Raw genomic sequence first — 19,202 nt, forward strand, 5'->3', positions numbered from 1 at the left:
GCGGCCGACAATGCCGCGCCAGATCACGCCCAGGGCCGGGGCCCGACGATGCCAAGCAGCGCCGTCCCTTCGGTCACCAGGGCGAGGTTGACCGTGAACTCGTTGCGGCCGGCGACGAATTCCTTGGTGCCGTCGAGCGGATCGACCAGGAAGAAGCTGTCTTTGTACGGCGGCCTTGCCAGACGCGTGCGCTCCTCGGAGAGCGACGGCACGTTTGGCGCAAGCCGCGCCAAGCCCTCGGCAATGATGCGGTCGGCTGCGAGATCGGCCTCGGTCACCGGCGAGCCGTCGCTCTTGCCCTCAACCTTCATGGCGCTGCGATTGACTGCAAGGATGGCCTCGCCGGCCCGGATCACCAGCTCCGTCAACGGTTCGATCAGCGCGGCCGCGGCATTGCCGTCGATCCGGGGCGAGCATGCCTCATTCATAAGCGGTTCTCATCGGCTAGAGCATGATCCGGAAAAGTGGAAACCGGTTTTCCGAAAAGATCATGCTCAAACAGAAAGATGAGATCATGATCCGATTCGGTCCAATCGGATCATGATCTAGTGTTCCCATCTCACTGCCGCCGCAAGCTGGCAGCATGCGCTTCCCCAGTGTATCAAACCCAAAAGCATGCGTGATTCGCTCCCGTCCGCGTGTATCGCGGCATTCCAGGAACACTTCATGTCTGGCACTTCGTCTCTCGGTCCCGCTCCCGATGCCCTCGAACTGGCGGCGCTGCTATGCTCGCGGGTCTGCCACGATCTCATCAGTCCTGTCGGCGCGATCGTCAATGGCCTTGAGGTCATCGACGACAATCCGAAACCCGAGGACCGCGATTTTGCACTCGACCTGATCCGCAAGAGCGCCAAGACCGCATCTGCCCGCCTGCAGTTCTGCCGGCTTGCCTTCGGTGCCGCCGGGTCGGCCGGCGCGCAGATCGATCTCGGCGACGCCCAGGCCATGGCGAAGGGGCATATCGAGGACGGCAAGGTGACGCTGACCTGGAATCTGCCGCGGCTGCTCTTGCCCAAGAACCGCGTCAAGCTGCTCCTGAATATGCTCGTGATCGCGCAGCAGACGATTCCGCGCGGCGGCGCGCTGACGATCGATCCGGTCGGCGAGGGCGAGACGATGAGCTTTCGCATCGCCTCGGCCGGGCTGAACGCCCGCGTGCCGCAGAACATCGTCGATATTCTCGGCAGCACGTCGGCCGCGGTCGATGCCCATGCAGTGCAGCCCTATTACACGAGGCTGTTGGCGCAGGCCTGCGGATTGACCGTCAAGCTCGCCCTCGAGGGCGAGACCGTGGTGGTCAGCGCGTCCTGACGATTGCTGCATGATCTCCTGGCGCGCAGGCGCTCAAGAGATCATGCGCAAACAACGACGTAGAGCGCGATCGGAGGCGCGAAGCGAGTACGCCGCGCGCGACGGCGGCCATAGCGTTAACCAATTGTTTGCAACTTGCCGTTGATTTCGATCTTTTCTTCTTATCTCTTTGTTGATCCCGTTCTTTTCCACATACTCAACCAAACTTAAACGCTTTGCATGGAAGCTGGTCCAAGTTCCGTAAGGCGCGTCGATGTCGCGTGCCGCTGCGTACGAAGGCCAGGTTCATGGACGATTTGATGCGAGAGTTTCTGACCGAGACCAGCGAAAGCCTGGATACGGTCGACAATCAGTTGGTGAAGTTCGAGCAAGAGCCGAACAACGCGAAGATTCTCGATAACATTTTTCGCCTGGTACACACCATCAAGGGTACCTGCGGCTTCCTGGGGCTTCCGCGACTGGAAGCGCTGGCGCATGCCGGCGAGACCTTGATGGGCAAATTCCGCGACGGCATGCCGGTCACGGCGGAAGCGGTGACGCTGATCCTGTCGAGCATCGACCGCATCAAGGAGATCCTCGCAGGACTGGAGGCAACCGAAGCCGAGCCGGAAGGATCGGACGAAGACCTCATCGTCAAGCTGCACGAGATGGCCGAGCGCAGTTTCGAATCGATGGCGGCGGAGGCCGGCGGCGAGCCTGCTGCTGAGGTAGCGGCGCCTGTCGTGGCCGCGCCGCCGCTGCAGCCCGCGGCGACGGAGGGCACGCTGGTGGTGCAGACGCTCGAACGTCCACTGCGCCCCGGTGAAGTCTCGCTCGACGAGCTCGAGCGCGCGTTCCGCGAAACCGCCACCGAAGTGACGCCGCCCGCACCGGCTGCCGCGCCCGCGGCCAAGCCCGCCGCGCATGAGCCGGCCGCAGAGGTTGCCAAGGAGAAGAAGGCGCCGAGGAAGACGGCCGCCGCCGAAGGCGACATGCACGAGTCCGACAAGGTCGCCAACCAGTCGATCCGCGTCAACGTGGATACGCTGGAGCACCTGATGACCATGGTCTCCGAGCTGGTGCTGACCCGCAACCAGCTCCTGGAGATCTCCCGCCGCAACGAGGACACCGAGTTCAAGGTGCCGTTGCAGCGTCTCTCGAACGTCACCGCCGAGCTGCAGGAAGGCGTCATGAAGACGCGCATGCAGCCGATCGGCAATGCGTGGCAGAAGCTGCCGCGCATCGTGCGCGACCTCTCGGGCGAACTCGGCAAGCAGATCGAACTGGAAATGCACGGCGCCGACACCGAGCTCGACCGCCAGGTGCTTGACCTGATCAAGGATCCCCTGACGCATATGGTGCGCAATTCCGCCGATCATGGTCTGGAGACCACGGCCGAGCGCGCGGCGGCCGGCAAGCCGGAGCAGGGCACCATTCGTCTCTCCGCCTATCACGAGGGCGGCCACATCATCATCTGCATCGCCGACAACGGCCGCGGCCTCAACACCGACCGGATCAAGGCGAAAGCTCTGGCCAACGGCCTCGTCACCGAGGCTGAGCTGGAGAAGATGACGGAAGCGCAGATCCACAAGTTCATCTTCGCGCCGGGCTTCTCGACCGCTGCGCAAGTCACTTCGGTTTCCGGCCGCGGCGTCGGCATGGACGTGGTGCGCACCAATATCGACCAGATCGGCGGCACCATCGACATCAAGTCGGTCGCGGGCGAGGGCTGCTCCGTCACCATCAAGATCCCGCTGACGCTCGCCATCGTGTCCGCGCTGATCGTAGAAGCAGCCGGCGACCGCTTTGCGATCCCCCAGCTCTCGGTCGTTGAACTGGTTCGCGCGCGGGCCAATTCCGAGCACCGCATCGAGCGCATCAAGGACACCGCCGTGCTGCGCCTGCGCAACAAGCTCTTGCCGCTGATGCATCTGAAGAAGCTGCTCAGGATCGATGACGGTTCGTCGAGCGATCCCGAGAACGGCTTCATCGTGGTGACGCAGGTCGGCAGCCAGACTTTCGGCATCGTGGTCGACGGCGTGTTCCACACCGAGGAAATCGTGGTCAAGCCGATGTCGACCAAGCTGCGTCACATCGACATGTTCTCCGGCAACACCATCCTCGGTGATGGCGCTGTCATCATGATCATCGACCCCAACGGCATCGCCAAGGCGCTCGGCGCTGCCGGCTCAGCCGCCCATGAGATGGCGGACGACAACGCCGCGGCCCATGTCAGCGGCGAGCAGCTCACCTCGCTCCTGGTGTTCCGTGCCGGCACCAGCCAGCCGAAGGCGGTGCCGCTCGGCCTCGTCACGCGCCTGGAGGAGATCGCCACCGACAAGATCGAGCTCTCCAACGGCCGCTACATGGTGCAGTACCGCGATCAGTTGATGCCGCTGGTGCAGATGGCTGATGTCAATGTGCAGAGCTCCGGCTCGCAGCCGATCCTGGTGTTCGCCGACGACGGCCGCTCGATGGGGCTCGTGGTGGACGAGATCATCGACATCGTGGAGGAGCGGCTGCACATCGAGGTCGCGGGCTCGCAGGATGGCATTCTCGGCTCTGCCGTGATCAAGGGCCAGGCGACCGAAGTGATCGACGTCGGCCACTTCCTGCCGATGGCCTTCTCCGACTGGTTCAGCCGCAAGGAGATGCGGCCGTCCTCCAACGCGCAATCGGTGCTTCTGGTCGACGACAGCGCGTTCTTCCGCAACATGCTGGCCCCGGTCCTGAAGGCCGCCGGCTACAAGGTGCGTACCGCGCCGAACGCACAGGAAGGGCTGGCCGCGCTGCGTTCGGGACAGGCGTTCGACGTGGTGCTGACCGACATCGAGATGCCCGAGATGAACGGCTTCGAGTTCGCCGAGAGCATCCGCTCCGATCAGCATTTGAGTAGCGTTCCGATCATCGCGCTGTCGGCGATGGTCTCGCCGGCCGCGATCGAGCGCGGGCGGCAAGCCGGCTTCCATGATTACGTGGCCAAATTTGACCGTCCCGGCCTGATCGCGGCGTTGAAGGAACAGACCGCCGAGATCAGGAAAGCGGCATAGTTGAGTCGGGCACAAGGAATTGAAACGATGACCAGCAAGACCGACACCATCGAAGGCACCATGGCCGAATACGTCACCGCCGTGATCGGCGGGCAACTGTTCGGCCTGCCGATCTCACGCGTGCAGGACGTGTTCATGCCGGAGCGGCTGACGCGTGTGCCGCTGTCCTCCAGCGAGATCGCTGGCGTGCTCAACCTGCGCGGTCGCATCGTCACCGTGGTCGACATGCGCGCGCGGCTCGGCCTGCCGAAGAACGACGATGGCAAGCCGCCGATGGCGGTCGGCGTTGATCTCCGCGGCGAATCCTATGGCCTCTTGATCGATCAGATCGGCGAGGTGCTGCGGCTGCCCGATGACAGCCGCGAAGAGAATCCGGTCAACCTCGACCCGCGGATGGCCAAGCTCGCCGGCGGCGTCCATCGCCTCGACGGCCAGCTTATGGTCGTTCTCGATGTCGACCGCGTGCTCGAACTGATGCCGGATGCGAAGGCGGCCTAGTCATCGCGCTCCAGGCGGGCACGCCTATTGAAGAACTGAAACGGAAACGTCCCTTGCGGGATGAGGAAGTAGAGGCCCAACATGAGAACCTGTCTTGTCGTCGATGACTCCAGCGTCATTCGCAAGGTCGCGCGTCGCATCCTGGAAGGCCTGGATTTCCAGATTGTCGAAGCCGAGGATGGCGAGAAGGCGCTCGAAGCCTGCAAGCGCGCCATGCCCGCCGCCGTGTTGCTCGATTGGAACATGCCGGTGATGGATGGCTACGAATTCCTCGGCAATCTGCGCCGCATGCCCGGCGGCGATCAGCCCAAGGTGGTGTTCTGCACCACCGAGAACGACGTCGCGCATATCGCCCGTGCGCTGCATGCCGGCGCCAATGAATACATCATGAAGCCGTTCGACCGGGACATCGTCACCGCGAAGTTCCAGGAGGTCGGCCTGATCTGAGTGTCGTGTTCGATCCGGCGGCTGAAAGCCATCGGCATGAGAGCATGATCCGGAGAAGGTGTGCCGTTGAGCCGTTGGTGAAGTGATGAGTGTTGCGTTGACAAATGCCCCGTCCCGGACTTCGACGCGGGAGGAGCCGTTGCGGGTGATGGTGGTCGACGACTCCGTCGTCATCCGCGGCATGATCTCGCGCTGGATCGGCGCGGAATCCGACATGGAGGTGACGGCCTCTTTCCGCACCGGTCTCGACGCCGTCAATCAGCTCGAGCGCGTCAATCCCGATGTCGCCGTGCTCGACATCGAAATGCCGGAGCTCGACGGCATCTCGGCGCTGCCGAAGCTGCTCGCCAAGAAGCGCGACCTCGTCATCATCATGGCCTCGACGCTGACCCGTCGCAACGCAGAGATCAGCCTGAAGGCGCTGTCGCTCGGCGCGGCCGATTACATTCCCAAGCCGGAGAGCACGCGCGAGGCGGGCGCCGCCGAAACCTTCCGGCACGACCTGATCCAGAAGATCCGCCATCTCGGTGCCAAGGTGCGCCGGCGCGGCGCCCGTCGCCGCAAGCCCGGCAATAGCCCCAGTGCAGGACAAGGCGCGGGAAGCCGCGATCCGCCCGGCGACTTCGCAGCAGGCAGTGGTGCGCCGCCCCTTCGGCATGCTGGCGCCGAAGGTGCTCTTGATCGGTTCGTCGACAGGTGGTCCGCAGGCGCTGATGGCGCTGGTCGCCGAGATCGGACCGGTGATCGACCGCTTTCCGGTGCTGATCACCCAGCACATGCCGCCGACCTTCACCACGATCCTGGCCGAGCATCTCGCGCGTGCCAGCCGCCGGCCGGCGCACGAGGCTGTTGACGGCGAGATCGTCAAGGCCGGCCAGATCTATCTCGCGCCGGGCGGCCGCCACATGCGCGTTGCGCGCCGCGGTGCCGAGATCGCGATCGCACTCGATGACGGGCCACCGGTGAATTTCTGCAAGCCCGCGGTTGATCCCATGTTCATGTCCGCGATCGATGTCTGGCAGGGCGGCATCATGTCGGTGATCCTGACCGGCATGGGGTCGGACGGCATGCGCGGCGGCAAGGATATCGTCGCCGCCGGCGGCAGCGTGATTGCCCAGGACGAGGCGACCAGTGTCGTGTGGGGCATGCCGGGCGCGGCGGCGAATGCGGGTATCTGCGCGGCCGTGCTGCCGCTCAAGGAGATCGGACCGAAGCTTAACCGGTTGTTTGCGGGAGATCGTTCGTGACGCCGTTGGATTATGACTATCTGCGCAAGCTCTTGAAGGAGCGGTCCGGCCTCGACCTGTCGTCCGACAAGCAATATCTGGTCGAGAGTCGGCTGGTGCCGCTCGCGCGCAAGTGGGGGTTGGCCGGCATTCCGGAACTGGTCCAGAAGATGAAGGGCGGCGGCGCCGAGGCGCTGACATCGGAAGTGGTCGAGGCGATGACCACCAACGAGACTTTCTTTTTCCGCGACAAGATTCCGTTCGATCATCTGAGGCAGGCGGTGCTGCCGGCGCTGATCCAGGCGCGCGCCGCGCGGCGTTCGCTGCGCATCTGGTGCGCGGCATCGTCGACCGGGCAGGAGCCTTACTCGATTGCGATGTGCCTGAAGGAAGTGGGCGCGGCGCTCGCGGGCTGGCGCACCGAGATCGTCGCGACCGACCTGTCGCAGGCGGTCCTGGAAAAATCCAAGGCCGGCATCTTCAGCCAGTTCGAGGTGCAGCGCGGCCTGCCTATCCAGTTCTTGGTGAAATACTTCACGCAGATCGGCGAGTTCTGGCAGCTCAATGCCGATATCCGCGCCATGGTGCAGCATCGCCAGCTCAACCTGCTGCAGGACTTTTCCCATCTCGGCATGTTCGACGTGATCTTCTGCCGCAACGTGCTGATCTATTTCGACCAGGAGACGAAGACGGACATCTTCGCGCGGCTTGCGAAAATGCTCGAGCCTGACGGCGTGCTGGCGCTGGGGGCGGCCGAATCCGTGGTTGGCATCACCAGCGTCTTTAAGCCCTATCCGGACCGCCGCGGTCTCTATTGCCTGGGCACCGCGCCGATCGCGCGCGCCGGCGCGCCGATCGGGCTAAAGGCGGTCGCTTCCGCCGCGCGGTAACGGCATTGCTCCCGTAGGATGGGTAGAGCGGAGCGAAACCCATCGCGACGAGAACGCGGCGCCAATAATGGGTTTCGCGCCGCTCTACCCATCCTACAACTCCATCGCCCTTGGCCGTCATTGCGAGCGTAGCGAAGCAATCCATCTCACCGCTTGCGGAGGCATGGATTGCTTCGCTTCGCTCGCAATTACGCAGGAGCCGCACTGTCAAAGGATCGCGTGCGGCAAAAAGCGCGACGTGTTGCCCGTGATCGGATTCTCGTCCTCGCGGATCGACAGTCCGCATGGGGTGTGATCGATCAGCCAGCTCCCGATCACCGGATATTGCCCTGCGAAATTCGGCAGCGGTGCCAGCGCCTGGCGGATGAAGCCTTCCGCGCCATAGGGCCCTTCCTGCTCGACCAGCGTGGCGCCGGCGCTGACCAGCGCGACATTGGCGCCCTCGCGCGAATAGATCGGCTTGCGGACGAACGAACTGCCGAGCGCTTGCGCGTTCGGATCATCCTCGAAATAGGCCGGCAGCAGATTGGGATGGTTCGGAAACATCTCCCATAGCAGCGGCAGGATGCCCTTGTTGGACAGGATCGCCTTCCACGGCGGCTCGATCCAGCGCGTCGGAGCGCTCGCGAGCCTGGCGCCGAAGCTGTCGTGGAACATCCATTCCCAGGGATAGAGCTTGAATGCGAGCTCGATTGCGCGGTTATCCAGGTCGACAAAGCGGCCGTCCTCGGTAAGGCCGATGTCTTCGATATCGAGCAGCGTGGTCGCAAGGCCGGCCTGCGACGCGGTATCCTCCAGATAGGCCAGCGTTGCGGCGTCCTCGGCATTGCCGGTCATGCCGGCAAGATGCAGGTGTCCGCCGGATGCCAATTTCTTCCAGGCGTCGATCAGCCGCTCGTGGATCGAATTGTACTGGTCGGCTCGCTCCGGGATGATGTTGCGCTCGATCGCCTGCTCGAGCCAGGTCCATTGGAACACCGCCGCTTCGAAGATCGAGGTCGGCGTGTCGGCGTTGTACTCCAGGAGCTTTGCCGATCCGTGCCCGTCGAAGCTGAGATCGAGCCGGCCATAGAGGCTGCCCTCGTTGCGGCGCCAGCTCTCCGCGATCAGCGGCCAGAACGCTTCGGGGATTTTCAATCGGCGCAGATATTTTTCGTCGTCGATGGCGCGACCGACCAGTTCGAGGCACATCGCATCGATCTCGCCGGTCGGCGCCTCGATCCCGCGCTCGATCTCGTCCAGCGTGAAGGCGTAATAGGCGCGTTCGTCCCAGTAGCGTTCGCCGTCGATGCTGTGGAAACTGAATCCGGCGCGCTCGGCGGTCGCCCGCCAGTCGTCACGCTCGGCACAAGGGATGCGGCGCATGGGATATCAGCTGCCGCCATACGATGGGTCGAAGTCACCCTCGGCATGGTCCTGGAAGCGGCGTGGCGTGCCGCCGAATCCACCGTAGACCGGGCCGCAATCGGGTTTGCCACCGGGGCGGGGCATGGCCGTGTTACCGGGGCCGCAATTGGTGCGCGGTACCAGCCCCATCGAGACGGCGCCGACCGCCGCACTTCCCATCAGAGTCAGTACGACGCGGCGCGAGCGTTTCATGACGGCAGTCCTGTCTTCCGCCGTTTGCGGTGTGACGCCAGTCTCCAACACCGACCGATGCCAAGGCAAGCAAAAGCGCGCATTTCACGGCGATGTGCGAAGGATATGCCGTTCTCAACCACCGGAGAAGCCGAAGGCGTGTGCGAACGAGCCGAAGCCGCCGCGGCTGACATGGTTCGATCCTGAATCGGATGCGCCTGAGGCCGAATGGCTCGAGGAGGAGGCGCTGCCGGAGTAGCGCGAACCGCCGCTGGAGCCGTGGCTGCTGGAGGACGAAGATCCGCGCTGCCGGCATTCGGCGTTGTTGCTCTGCAGCAGCGATGGTGCCGGGTCGTTCGGCGACCGCACGCAATCCTCGCTTGGCATCAGCGAATAGGCGGTGACGCCGACCGCCAGCGTGCCCATCAGGATCAGGACGATCTCGGCCGAACGTTTGGTCGGCGGGCGCGGCGGCACAGGGGCCGGCTTTCGCGTTCCGAACTCTTTGGACGGGTTGGTCGCCATTGGTCAGTAGATTTGGGTCAGGTGAGGTCAGTAGATCATGGAGGCGGCGTTGAGGGCGCCACCGGCGAGCGAGGAGAGCCCGAGCCAGATCGCAGGTGCGAGCTCGCCGTCGGCGATCCGTCCCGACAGGTTCGGTACGGGGACCTTGACGATGAAGTAGACGATGATCTGGACGATCAGCGCGACCACGCTCCAGATCAGGCAATCGATGACGTTGGCGGAATGCGCGATCGCGCTCACCACCGGCAGCACGAAGCCGCACAGGCTCAAGCCCAGCGCGATTGCAGCCGCGGTATTGTTCTCGCGGATGAGCTCGAATTCGTTATGCGCGGTGACGCGGGTATAGGCGAAGAGATAGGCCATGACGGCGACCAGCGCCGTGCAGAAATAGACCAGGAAAGCCGGAAGCCCGGCAAGCGATTGCAGGATCATTCAACGCGCCGTATCATTGTTTCGGCGCGGCGACGCAAAACCGAATGCTGGCCTTGCCGAGCGTGCCCCGATTCGTCCGACAACAGAATTGCACGATCCGTTGGTCGCCGGATGACAACGGCCGGTTCAATCGCATCTCGGTGGTGCCCATGGAAACAGGTCGGCAATCCCTGATGAAAGATCATCTGTTGACGCGGCGTCAGGCCATCGGTCGCTGGCTGGCCGCAACCTCGCTCGGCATTGCCGCTTCGGAGCTGTGGCAGCCCGATCCGGCACAAGCACAACTGCTGCCCGAAACGCCATCATGTGGTGCCGACAACGCGCCCACAGTTTCGCAAACCGAAGGGCCATTCTACACGCCGCGCACACCCCTGAAGCGCAACTTTCGGGCTGATGCAGCGGGCGAGGCCATCACGTTGACCGGCTTTGTCATCGACAAGCGCTGCCAACCTGTCGCGAACGCGGTCGTCGATCTCTGGCACGCCGACGCGCGCGGCGCCTACGACAATACCGGCTATAAGCTGCGCGGATACCAGGTCACGGATGCGCAGGGACGATATGTTTTCGAGACCGTCGTGCCGGGCATGTATCCCGGGCGCACACGCCACTTCCACGTCAAGATCGCGGCGCCGGGTCAGCGGGTCCTCACCACGCAGCTTTACTTCCCGGACGATGCACGTGCCAACAGCCGCGACGGCATCTTCGACCGCCGCTTGCTGATGCGCATCGACGACGCGTCCGACGGCAAGATCGGCCGTTATGATTTCGTCGTGAGCCTCGCTTGAGCCGATTGACGAAGGTCACAACCAGACGTGTGACCTCTCATGGTTCGTTCGGCTGGTGCGATCGCCGAGCCGATCCCCGAAGCAGGCGGAAGGCGAGCCAGAAAAACAGCACGACCAGCGCGAGCGCGGCGAGCGGCGCGGCCAGGGCCAGAAGTGAGATCAGCGAGGCGCTTCCGAGTTCGGTGGTTGCCACGACAGAATTTCCTAGGCCGCCAGTGAAGACGGTCGATTTTGCCCTGAGCACCGCGATCAAACCTTGCGTGATGCCGGCAATGCCGCCGCCCGCGATAACGGCCGCCGTCCATTTCAGCATCGGCGGTACGTCGGTCATCACAGCGGCGGAAATGATCGTCCCCGCGACGACGGCAGCGGGCGTCGCCACGGTGTCGAGCAGGTTGTCCACACCGGGAATGTAGAATGCGGCGATCTCGGCTATGGCCGCGGTGCCAAGCATGATGATCGCGGCGGGTGTGCCGAGCCATGCAAAGCCCTCATTCAGGTTCGCATGTCCGGTGTAGGCGGCCACGCTCAGGATCAGCAGTGGCAGGAATAGCCGGAAGCCGGTTGCGGCGGCCAGGCCGATGCCAAGGCCGACCGACAGTGCCAGATCGAAGTTCGACATGTGTCGCAAACTCCATCAGCCCAGTTCGGTTCATCGTAGCAGAAGTTTAGATCGTTCCCGCCAGGCTCAAATATGAGGTGATTGAACATTGGCAATCCGGATTGGTGCAAAGCAGAAACCCCGCCATTTCGGCGGGGTTTTCGTCGGAGCAGCGAGATCGGGGTAATCAGGCCGGGATGCGCTCGTCGGCTTCGTGCGGCTCCCGCAGCACATAGCCGCGGCCCCACACGGTCTCGATGAAGTTGCGGCCTTCGGAGGCGTTGGCGAGCTTCTTGCGCAGCTTGCAGATGAAGACGTCGATGATCTTCAATTCCGGCTCGTCCATGCCGCCATAGAGGTGGTTCAGGAACATTTCCTTCGTCAGCGTGGTGCCCTTGCGCAGCGAGAGCAGCTCCAGCATCTGGTATTCCTTGCCGGTCAGATGCACGCGCTGGCCGCCGACTTCCACCGTCTTGGTGTCGAGATTAACCACGAGGTCGCCGGTCTGGATGACGGACTGGGCATGGCCCTTGGAGCGGCGCACGATGGCGTGGATGCGCGCGACCAGCTCGTCCTTGTGGAAGGGCTTGGTCATGTAGTCGTCGGCGCCGACGCCGAGACCTTTGACCTTGTCCTCGATGCCGGCGAGGCCGGAGAGGATCAGAATGGGGGTTTTGATCTTGGAGACCCGGAGCTGCTTCAGCACGTCGTAGCCGGACATGTCGGGCAGGTTCAGGTCGAGAAGGATGATGTCGTAGTCATAGAGTTTGCCGAGATCAACGCCTTCTTCTCCGAGGTCCGTCGTATAGACGTTGAAACTCTCGGATTTGAGCATCAATTCGATCGACTGCGCGACGGCGCTGTCATCTTCTATCAGCAAAACGCGCATGCCAGTCCCCTTTAGTCGCCGCTCCTGGGCGTCAGGTCGGCCGCACTTGCGGCACTCACAAAACGCCTTTGCACAACTGATTCGGATCCTGACGAGACATGGTTAACAAAAACTGATTCCCGTTCGCAAGGTCCGCGGTGCAATTTTTTTCGAATCGCCCTAAGGTATTGCGTGGAAGTAGCTTTTCTCATCCGTTCTCGTTCAAGCTCCACATTAAGAGGCCGGACTAACCGACTCTTGCGACTCGCCCTTCTTCTGAACAGGCAAGCGACCTCAGTCACCCAAAGACAGTGACGTAATGATTAATGATGCGGGTAAACACGAAGTTAAGCGGATGCGCAGAAATCGGCGAAACTTAAGGTTTTCGCAATGAAGGCGCTCGCGGAACAGATCGGCGACATCGACGGCGTCAATATTTACGGCCGCGTGGTCGGCGTCCGCGGGCTCATGGTGGAGATCGCAGGCCCTATCCATGCGATGTCGGTCGGCGCCCGCATCGTGATCGACGTTGGCGGCAATCGCTTCATCCCGGCGGAGGTAATCGGCTTCTCCGGCAGCAACGCGGTGGTGATGCCGTTCGGTGGTCTCGAAGGCGTCAGGCGTGGCTGCCGTGCTGTCATCGCCAATGCCGCCGGCTTCGTGCGGCCGTCGCCGGCCTGGCTCGGCCGCGTCGTTAACGCGATGGGCGAGCCGATCGACGGCAAGGGTCCGCTGCCGCAGGGCGCCTCTCCCGTACCCTTCCGCAACTCGCCGCCGCCGGCGCATTCGCGCAAGCGGGTCGGCAGCCCGCTTGATCTCGGCATCCGCGCGCTCAACGCGTTCCTGACCTGCTGCCGCGGCCAACGGCTCGGCATCTTCGCCGGCTCCGGCGTCGGCAAGTCGGTGCTGCTGTCGATGCTGGCGCGGAACGTCGATGCCGACATCTCGGTGATCGGGCTGATCGGCGAACGCGGCCGCGAGGTGCAGGAATTCCTCCAGGAAGACCTCGGCGAGGAGGGCCTTGCGCGCTCGGTGGTCGTGGTCGCGACCTCCGACGAGCCGGCCTTGATGCGGCGGCAGGCCGCCTATCTCACGCTCGCGATCGCGGAGTATTTTCGCGATGAGGACAAGGAGGTGCTGTGCCTGATGGATTCGGTGACGCGCTTTGCCATGGCGCAGCGCGAGATCGGCCTGTCCGCCGGCGAGCCGCCGACGGCCAAGGGCTACACGCCGACCGTGTTCACCGAACTGCCGAAGCTTCTGGAGCGGGCAGGGCCGGGGACCGGGGTCGGCGCCATCACCGCGATCTTCACGGTGCTGGTCGATGGCGACGACCACAATGAGCCGATCGCCGATGCCGTGCGCGGCATCCTCGATGGTCACATCGTGATGCAGCGCTCGATCGCCGAGCGCGGGCGCTATCCTGCGATCAACATCCTCAAATCGGTCTCCCGCACGATGCCGCGTTCGGCCGATCCGGCATTTCTCCCCGTTATCACCAGGGCGCGCCAGGTGATGGCGACATATGCCGATATGGAGGAGTTGATCCGGCTCGGCGCCTACCGGGCCGGTTCCAGCCCGGAAGTGGACGAGGCGATCCGCCTGCATGAGCCTTTGGAGGCCTTCCTGCGCCAGGCCAAGGGCGAGTCGGTCAGTTTGGCCGACGGCTACCGGCAACTGGCGCAAATCCTCTCGAATTTGGAAACGGAACGCTAACTTTGTCGGGCCATCATCCGCGGCAGGTCATTAACTGCGCCGGCGGGGTCCAGGGGGAGCCGGCCTTGTCCCGCGTTCAAAATCGGGACTTCTGGGGAGTATGAGTCGATGAAGTCACGTGACACGCTGATCCGCCTGAAGAAGTTTCAGGTCGACGAGAAGCGCCGCAGGGTCACCCAGATCGAAGGCATGATCGCCGATTTCCACCGCATGTCGGTGGAGCTTGAACGCGAGATTCAGGTCGAGCAGGAGCGGGCCGGGATCAACGATCCCGCTCACTTTGCCTATCCGACCTATGCCAAGGCTGCGATCCAGCGCCGCGAAAACCTGACCCGCTCCGCCGATGAACTGCGCATCCAGCTCGAAGAGGCCAAGGCGCAGCTCGGCGAAGCCTTTGAGGAACTCAAGAAGGTCGAGCTCCTGGACGAGCGCGACCAGGCCCGCGAGCGCGCGGAAGAGAGCGCCCGCGAGCAGGCCGACATGGACTCGATCGGCTTGATGCGCGCGCGCCTCGGCGTCGCCTGATCCTGAACCTCCGCACGTTGGACGGGAACCGAACCCGGGCTGCGAAGCCCGGGTTTTGCTTTGGAAAGGTCCCGAATCCGATCGGCTGGTGGACCGCGGCCTGCCGAACTATGCTACGAAAGGATAGGATTAATTCCCGGCATCAGGCGAACAGGGATCGCGATTTGGGGAATGCTGAATGCTGACGCCGGCTGAACTGGTCTGGCTGATCGCTGCTGTTGCGAAGGGGGATGAGGCCGCTTTCGAGCGATTGTACGTGGCCACACGGGCGAAACTCTTCGGGGTCGTCCTGCGTATCTTGCGGCGACAGGATCTTGCCGAGGAGGTCATTCAGGATACTTACGTCAAGATCTGGAACAGCGCGGGACAATTCGACCCGGCGCTGGCGTCGCCGATCACCTGGATGGCATCCATTGCCCGTAACCGTGCCATCGACCTGGTCCGCAAGAAGGGCGAAATCTCGCTGGAGGAAGAGCCAGCGGCGATGGAGGTCGCGGCCGAGACGCCAGATCCGCTGGCGCGACGCGAGATGACGGAGGAGCTGCGCCGGCTGTTGGAATGCGTCGGCCGTCTGGAGCCGGACCGGCAGAAGCTCGTGCTGCTTGCCTATTACAACGGCTGGAGCCGCGAACAGCTCGCCGTCAAATTCGAGACGCCGGTGAACACGGTGAAGACATGGCTGCGCCGCAGCCTGCTGGAGATCAGGGAGTGTCTTGGGTTTTGAAGGCTTGGGGTTTGAAGGCCCCGATATCACGTGATGGCCCATAACGAGGACCATATCGCGCTCGCCGCGGAGTATGCGCTCGGCACGCTCGATGCGGAGGAGCGCGCGCAGGTTGAGACCATGATGGCGATGGACAAGGAGTTCACCGCCCTCGTGCAGGCCTGGGAATTCAGGCTCGGTCCGCTCAACCAGATGGTCGGCCTGGTCGAGCCGCGGCCGATCGTGTGGGAGAACATCAAAAGCGCGATCGCGCAGTCGTCCGCGCCGCAGGCGCCGATGGCACTGCCGCCGGAAGCGCCGTCCCCTCCGCCCCCGCCGATCGAGCCCAGAGTCGTCGAGGCGGCACCTATCCAGCAGGCACCGGTCGTCGATGACGGCCGGGTCATCCAACTCACAAGCCGGCTCCGGCGCTGGCGCAGCGTGGCGTCGGCGGTGAGCGCGATCGCGGCGGCGCTCCTGGTGGTGCTGGGGCTTCAGGTCTACCGGCCCGATGCCCTGCCTGACGCCATCCGTCCGGAGCCCCGCACAGAGATCGTGGAGGTGAAGACACCGCCCGCGCCCCCATCGGGACAATTTGTCGCCGTGCTGCAGCAGGACGGCAACTCGCCGGCTTTCATCCTGACCGTCGATGCCGCCACCAGGAACTTCACGGTGCGCCGGGTCGGTGCGACGCCGGAGCCCGGGAAGAGCTTCGAGCTGTGGCTGATCTCCGACAAGCTGCCGCAGCCGCGCTCGCTTGGCGTGATCGGCGCTGACGATTTCACCGAGCGCCCGGTGCTGTCGTCCTTCGACGCCGCCACGGTCAGTGACGCGACCTACGCAGTCACCGTCGAGCCGGAGGGCGGGTCGCCGACGGGCAGTCCGACCTCGGCGCCGATCTTTTCCGGCAGGCTGATCGAGAGCGTGCCGCCGGGCGCGCCGGCGCCGAACCGCTGATTCAAATAAAAAGAAAACGCCCGTGGGGAGCGGGCGTTTTCGATAGTCAACTTGGGGGTAGTTGGGGGTCTTAATATCCACGTGGCCTTTGGGGGGCTGTAAAGAACCACGTGAATTCCGTAAATTCCTCTCCTGCTCTAGCGTACGAGCGAATTGTTCGATGAGGTGATGGCCACCGGCTTGCCGGCTTTCATCACCCGCGCGGTCTGGTACTCGTCCACGCTGTTACGCGCCATGATGCCAAGGCCGGCCACAACCACACCCGCTACGAGTGCAACGACCACAATCTTCAGGTGGGTCGTCCGATCCGCGCTGTAGATCGAGTGGTTCATGGAAGTCTCCTGCCGCCTTCCCTGTCGCTTACTTGTGTCGGATAGCTCTTCCGACAGGTTCAACATCCTTGCGCCCTACCAACATAGGAATCGCGGATTCCGTTCCGTAGAGGCGATCACAAGCCCGTGAACAGACGTGATCCTACGCGATTGGAATCGGCGTTGGAGTTCATATTCTCTAGTTATTGCAATGCATTAGGTCGAAATCGCTGCACGCGGACGATAAGCCGTTGAAATTAAGCCATTTTCGACAAACCAGTTGCATGTGACGAAAATGCTGCGCCGCTAAACAGCTGATTTGCGCGCCGGTCAGACGCTACCGACGGTCTTCAAGCGTGCCCGCGGATGGATCTCCGCCTGCGACAAAACGGTCGTCTGCGAGCGGAAGCGTTCAACCAGCGAGCGAACGAAGGGCCGGATCGCGGCCGAGGTCACCAGCACCGGCGCCTCACCTTCGCGCGCGGCCTGCTCGAAGGCGTTGCGGGTCGCGGTCATGAATTCCGACAGTTTCGACGGCTGCATCGCGAGGCTCCTGTCCTCGCCGGTGCCCACGATCGATTCCGCAAACGCCTGCTCCCAGCGCGCCGACAGCGCGATCAGCGGCAGATAGCCGTTGTAGGAGGTGTTCTGCGCGCAGATCTGGCGGGCCAGGCGGGCGCGGACATGCTCGACCATGGTCGCCGGATTGCGCGAGAAGGCGAGCGCGTCCGCAATGCCTTCGAGGATGGTCGAGAGGTCGCGGATCGAGACGCGCTCGGCCAGCAGCAATTGCAGCACGCGCTGGATGCCGGAGATTGTGACCTGGCTCGGCACGATGTCCTTGATCAGCTCGCCCTGCTCCTTCGGCAGCTCCTTGAGCAGCTTCTGCACCTCGCCGTAGGACAGCAAGTCCGACATGTTGTTCTTGAGCAGCTCGGTCAGGTGCGTCGACAGCACGGTCGCGGCATCGACCACGGTATAGCCCTTCAGCGAGGCCTCTTCCTTCAGCGCGGCGTCGACCCAGGTCGCAGGCAGACCAAATGTCGGCTCGACGGTGTGGATGCCGGGGATCGCGACCTGGTTGCCGCCGGGGTCCATCACCATGAACTGGTTCGGCCAGATCCGCCCCGTGCCGGCGTCGACCTCCTTGATCTTGATGACGTAGGTGTTGGCCTCGAGCTGGACGTTGTCGAGGATGCGCACTGCCGGCATCACGAAGCCCATCTCGACGGCGAGCGAGCGGCGCAGCGCCTTGATCTGCTCGGTCAACCGATCAGTGCCGTCGGGGCCGTTGACGAGCGGCAGCAGCGCATAGCCGAGCTCGATCTTGAGGTCGTCGATCTTGAGTGCGCTCGAGATCGGCTCCTCGGCGGCCGCCGCGGCTGCCGCAGCCGCAGCCGTAGGGGCGGCCGCAGCGGCGGCCTGGGCAGCCTTGGCGGCATGCTTCTGCTTGCGTGCGGTCCAGGCCAGCGCGGCGGCGCCGGAGCCGAGCGCGAGGAACGGGATCATCGGAATGCCCGGGAGCAGCGACAGCACGATCATCACGCCGGCCGACATGCCGAGCGCCTGCGGATAGCCCGAGAGCTGTTTCATCAGCGCCTTGTCGGCGGCGCCGGAGACGCCGGCCTTCGAGACCAGGAGGCCCGCGGCGGTCGAGACGATCAGCGCCGGGACCTGCGTCACCAGGCCATCGCCGACGGTCAGCACGGTGTAGGTGCGCGCGGCCTCGGCAAAGCCCAGGCCCTGCTGGGCGACGCCAATGATAATGCCGCCGACGACGTTGATGAACACCACGAGCAGGCCCGCGATGGCGTCACCACGGACGAATTTCGAGGCACCGTCCATGGCGCCGAAGAAGCCGCTTTCGTCCTCCAGTTCCTTGCGCCGTTCCTTGGCGACCTTCTCGTCGATCAGGCCGGCCGAAAGGTCGGCATCGATCGCCATCTGCTTGCCCGGCATCGAATCGAGGTGAAAGCGTGCCGCGACTTCGGCGATGCGGCCCGAACCTTTGGTGATGACGACGAAGTTGACGATGACCAGGATCGCGAACACGATGATCCCGATCACGAAATTGCCGCCCATCACGAAATTGCCGAAGGCCTCGATGACGTGGCCGGCGGCCGCCGTGCCCTCATGCCCGTGCGACAGGATCAACCGGGTGGAGGCCAGGTTGAGCGACAGCCGCAGCATGGTCGAGATCAAGAGGATGGTCGGGAACGAGGAGAATTCCAGCGGCGCCTGGATGAACAGGGCGGTCATCAGGATCAGGACCGACAGCGTGATCGAGATCGCCAGGAACAGGTCGAGCACGATCGCGGGCAGCGGCAGGATCAGCACCACCAGGATGGTGAGGATGCCGAACGCCAGCGCGATATCGCCGCGCTTCAGGACGTTGGTGATGTCGGCGAAAGAGAAGCCGCCGGATGCCGTGCCCTGACCCGCCGTCACGTCGACCATGGTAGCCCGATCCCCCCGCGCCTGCCGGGCGCGGCCGCCCAATGTCTGCGCGGCGGCTTGCGGGCCGCCGCTCCGAAAGTGAGGCACCGCGCTGGCGTCCACGGGGGATCCCCTCCCGTCATACGCGACCGACGACACTCGACTTCACCCGGCAATTTTTGCCCAGCGTATGGTTAGTAAAGGGTTAACGGCACTGTCCTTTCCCGGCCGGACGAAGGATGAGCCCCGGCCTATGGCCTCGCCCTTCGAGACGCCTGCTTCGCAGGCTCCTCAGGGTGAGGGGATAGAGCGGAGCGCGTTGCTCTCCATCTCATTCTCGGTGTCGTCCCGTCGAAAGACGGGA

At 63.7% G+C, this 19,202-nt stretch carries 18 protein-coding genes and 2 pseudogenes; 11 read left to right on the top strand and 9 right to left on the bottom strand.

What is annotated here, in order from left to right:
• Positions 1-428, bottom strand: a pseudogene (locus tag CWO89_RS23260) (3'(2'),5'-bisphosphate nucleotidase CysQ family protein); the annotation flags it as partial.
• Between the two features lie 238 nt (positions 429-666).
• Between CWO89_RS23260 and chpT the strand changes: the two are divergent.
• The 6 genes and pseudogenes from chpT (at position 667) to CWO89_RS23290 (ending at position 7,401) form a co-directional block, all read left to right on the top strand.
• Positions 667-1,311, top strand: a complete 645-nt coding sequence (chpT, locus tag CWO89_RS23265) for a histidine phosphotransferase ChpT (RefSeq protein WP_165421295.1) — start codon at positions 667-669, stop codon at positions 1,309-1,311.
• A 287-nt stretch (positions 1,312-1,598) separates the two neighbouring features.
• Positions 1,599-4,340, top strand: a complete 2,742-nt coding sequence (locus CWO89_RS23270; protein ID WP_130581069.1) for a hybrid sensor histidine kinase/response regulator — start codon at positions 1,599-1,601, stop codon at positions 4,338-4,340.
• Positions 4,341-4,367: 27 nt separating this feature from the next.
• Positions 4,368-4,838, top strand: coding sequence for a chemotaxis protein CheW (locus CWO89_RS23275; RefSeq protein ID WP_027578765.1), 471 nt, complete (start codon positions 4,368-4,370; stop codon positions 4,836-4,838).
• Between the two features lie 81 nt (positions 4,839-4,919).
• On the top strand, positions 4,920-5,285 hold the full coding sequence (locus tag CWO89_RS23280) for a response regulator (RefSeq protein ID WP_028165519.1): 366 nt from the start codon (positions 4,920-4,922) through the stop codon (positions 5,283-5,285).
• A gap of 85 nt (positions 5,286-5,370) precedes the next feature.
• A pseudogene (locus CWO89_RS23285) lies at positions 5,371-6,532 on the top strand (protein-glutamate methylesterase/protein-glutamine glutaminase).
• The gene (locus CWO89_RS23290) at positions 6,529-7,401 is read left to right on the top strand and encodes a CheR family methyltransferase (protein WP_130581070.1); all 873 of its coding nucleotides are present in this window, start codon (positions 6,529-6,531) and stop codon (positions 7,399-7,401) included. The pseudogene CWO89_RS23285 and the gene CWO89_RS23290 overlap by 4 nt, the downstream one beginning before the upstream one ends.
• A 207-nt stretch (positions 7,402-7,608) precedes the next feature.
• Here the strand turns inward: CWO89_RS23290 and CWO89_RS23295 are convergent, their stop codons facing one another.
• The 4 genes from CWO89_RS23295 to CWO89_RS23310 all read right to left on the bottom strand — a co-directional run bounded on the left by CWO89_RS23295 (position 7,609) and on the right by CWO89_RS23310 (position 9,936).
• A complete protein-coding gene (locus CWO89_RS23295; protein WP_130581071.1) occupies positions 7,609-8,766 on the bottom strand; it encodes a glutathionylspermidine synthase family protein in 1,158 nt (385 codons plus the stop codon).
• Between the two features lie 6 nt (positions 8,767-8,772).
• On the bottom strand, positions 8,773-9,051 hold the full coding sequence (locus CWO89_RS23300) for a hypothetical protein (RefSeq protein ID WP_130581072.1): 279 nt from the start codon (positions 9,049-9,051) through the stop codon (positions 8,773-8,775).
• A gap of 63 nt (positions 9,052-9,114) precedes the next feature.
• The gene (locus tag CWO89_RS23305) at positions 9,115-9,456 is read right to left on the bottom strand and encodes a hypothetical protein (RefSeq protein WP_349644897.1); all 342 of its coding nucleotides are present in this window, start codon (positions 9,454-9,456) and stop codon (positions 9,115-9,117) included.
• Positions 9,457-9,531: 75 nt separating this feature from the next.
• Positions 9,532-9,936: a DUF350 domain-containing protein gene (locus tag CWO89_RS23310; protein WP_130581074.1), complete on the bottom strand. Its 405-nt coding sequence runs from the start codon at positions 9,934-9,936 to the stop codon at positions 9,532-9,534.
• Positions 9,937-9,980: 44 nt separating this feature from the next.
• On the opposite strand from CWO89_RS23310, the gene CWO89_RS23315 reads away from it, so the two are divergent.
• The gene (locus CWO89_RS23315; protein WP_245476448.1) at positions 9,981-10,721 is read left to right on the top strand and encodes a dioxygenase family protein; all 741 of its coding nucleotides are present in this window, start codon (positions 9,981-9,983) and stop codon (positions 10,719-10,721) included.
• A gap of 37 nt (positions 10,722-10,758) precedes the next feature.
• Here CWO89_RS23315 and CWO89_RS23320 read toward each other — a convergent pair whose 3' ends face one another.
• Positions 10,759-11,343, bottom strand: a complete 585-nt coding sequence (locus tag CWO89_RS23320) for a DUF4126 domain-containing protein (protein WP_130581075.1) — start codon at positions 11,341-11,343, stop codon at positions 10,759-10,761.
• Between the two features lie 166 nt (positions 11,344-11,509).
• Positions 11,510-12,211 (bottom strand): response regulator transcription factor CtrA, encoded by a 702-nt coding sequence (gene ctrA, locus CWO89_RS23325; RefSeq protein WP_016848562.1) that lies wholly within the window; start codon positions 12,209-12,211, stop codon positions 11,510-11,512.
• A 369-nt stretch (positions 12,212-12,580) separates the two neighbouring features.
• On the opposite strand from ctrA, the gene fliI reads away from it, so the two are divergent.
• The 4 genes from fliI to CWO89_RS23345 all read left to right on the top strand — a co-directional run bounded on the left by fliI (position 12,581) and on the right by CWO89_RS23345 (position 16,091).
• A complete protein-coding gene (fliI, locus tag CWO89_RS23330) occupies positions 12,581-13,906 on the top strand; it encodes a flagellar protein export ATPase FliI (protein ID WP_130581076.1) in 1,326 nt (441 codons plus the stop codon).
• Between the two features lie 108 nt (positions 13,907-14,014).
• Entirely contained in the window at positions 14,015-14,431 is a 417-nt protein-coding gene (gene fliJ, locus CWO89_RS23335) for a flagellar export protein FliJ (protein WP_028162102.1), read from the top strand.
• Between the two features lie 178 nt (positions 14,432-14,609).
• Positions 14,610-15,155: a sigma-70 family RNA polymerase sigma factor gene (locus CWO89_RS23340; RefSeq protein WP_130581077.1), complete on the top strand. Its 546-nt coding sequence runs from the start codon at positions 14,610-14,612 to the stop codon at positions 15,153-15,155.
• Between the two features lie 33 nt (positions 15,156-15,188).
• Positions 15,189-16,091: an anti-sigma factor gene (locus CWO89_RS23345; RefSeq protein ID WP_130581078.1), complete on the top strand. Its 903-nt coding sequence runs from the start codon at positions 15,189-15,191 to the stop codon at positions 16,089-16,091.
• 137 nt (positions 16,092-16,228) lie between these two features.
• On the opposite strand, the gene CWO89_RS23350 is transcribed toward CWO89_RS23345, so the two are convergent.
• Together CWO89_RS23350 and flhA are read right to left on the bottom strand one after the other, a co-directional pair.
• A complete protein-coding gene (locus CWO89_RS23350) occupies positions 16,229-16,423 on the bottom strand; it encodes a hypothetical protein (protein WP_028162105.1) in 195 nt (64 codons plus the stop codon).
• Positions 16,424-16,732: 309 nt separating this feature from the next.
• Positions 16,733-18,961: a flagellar biosynthesis protein FlhA gene (gene flhA, locus CWO89_RS23355; RefSeq protein ID WP_130581079.1), complete on the bottom strand. Its 2,229-nt coding sequence runs from the start codon at positions 18,959-18,961 to the stop codon at positions 16,733-16,735.
• Positions 18,962-19,202 lie beyond the last annotated feature (241 nt).

Source organism: Bradyrhizobium sp. Leo170, from assembly GCF_004296405.1.
In the GTDB taxonomy this organism is placed as follows: Bacteria; Pseudomonadota; Alphaproteobacteria; order Rhizobiales; family Xanthobacteraceae; genus Bradyrhizobium.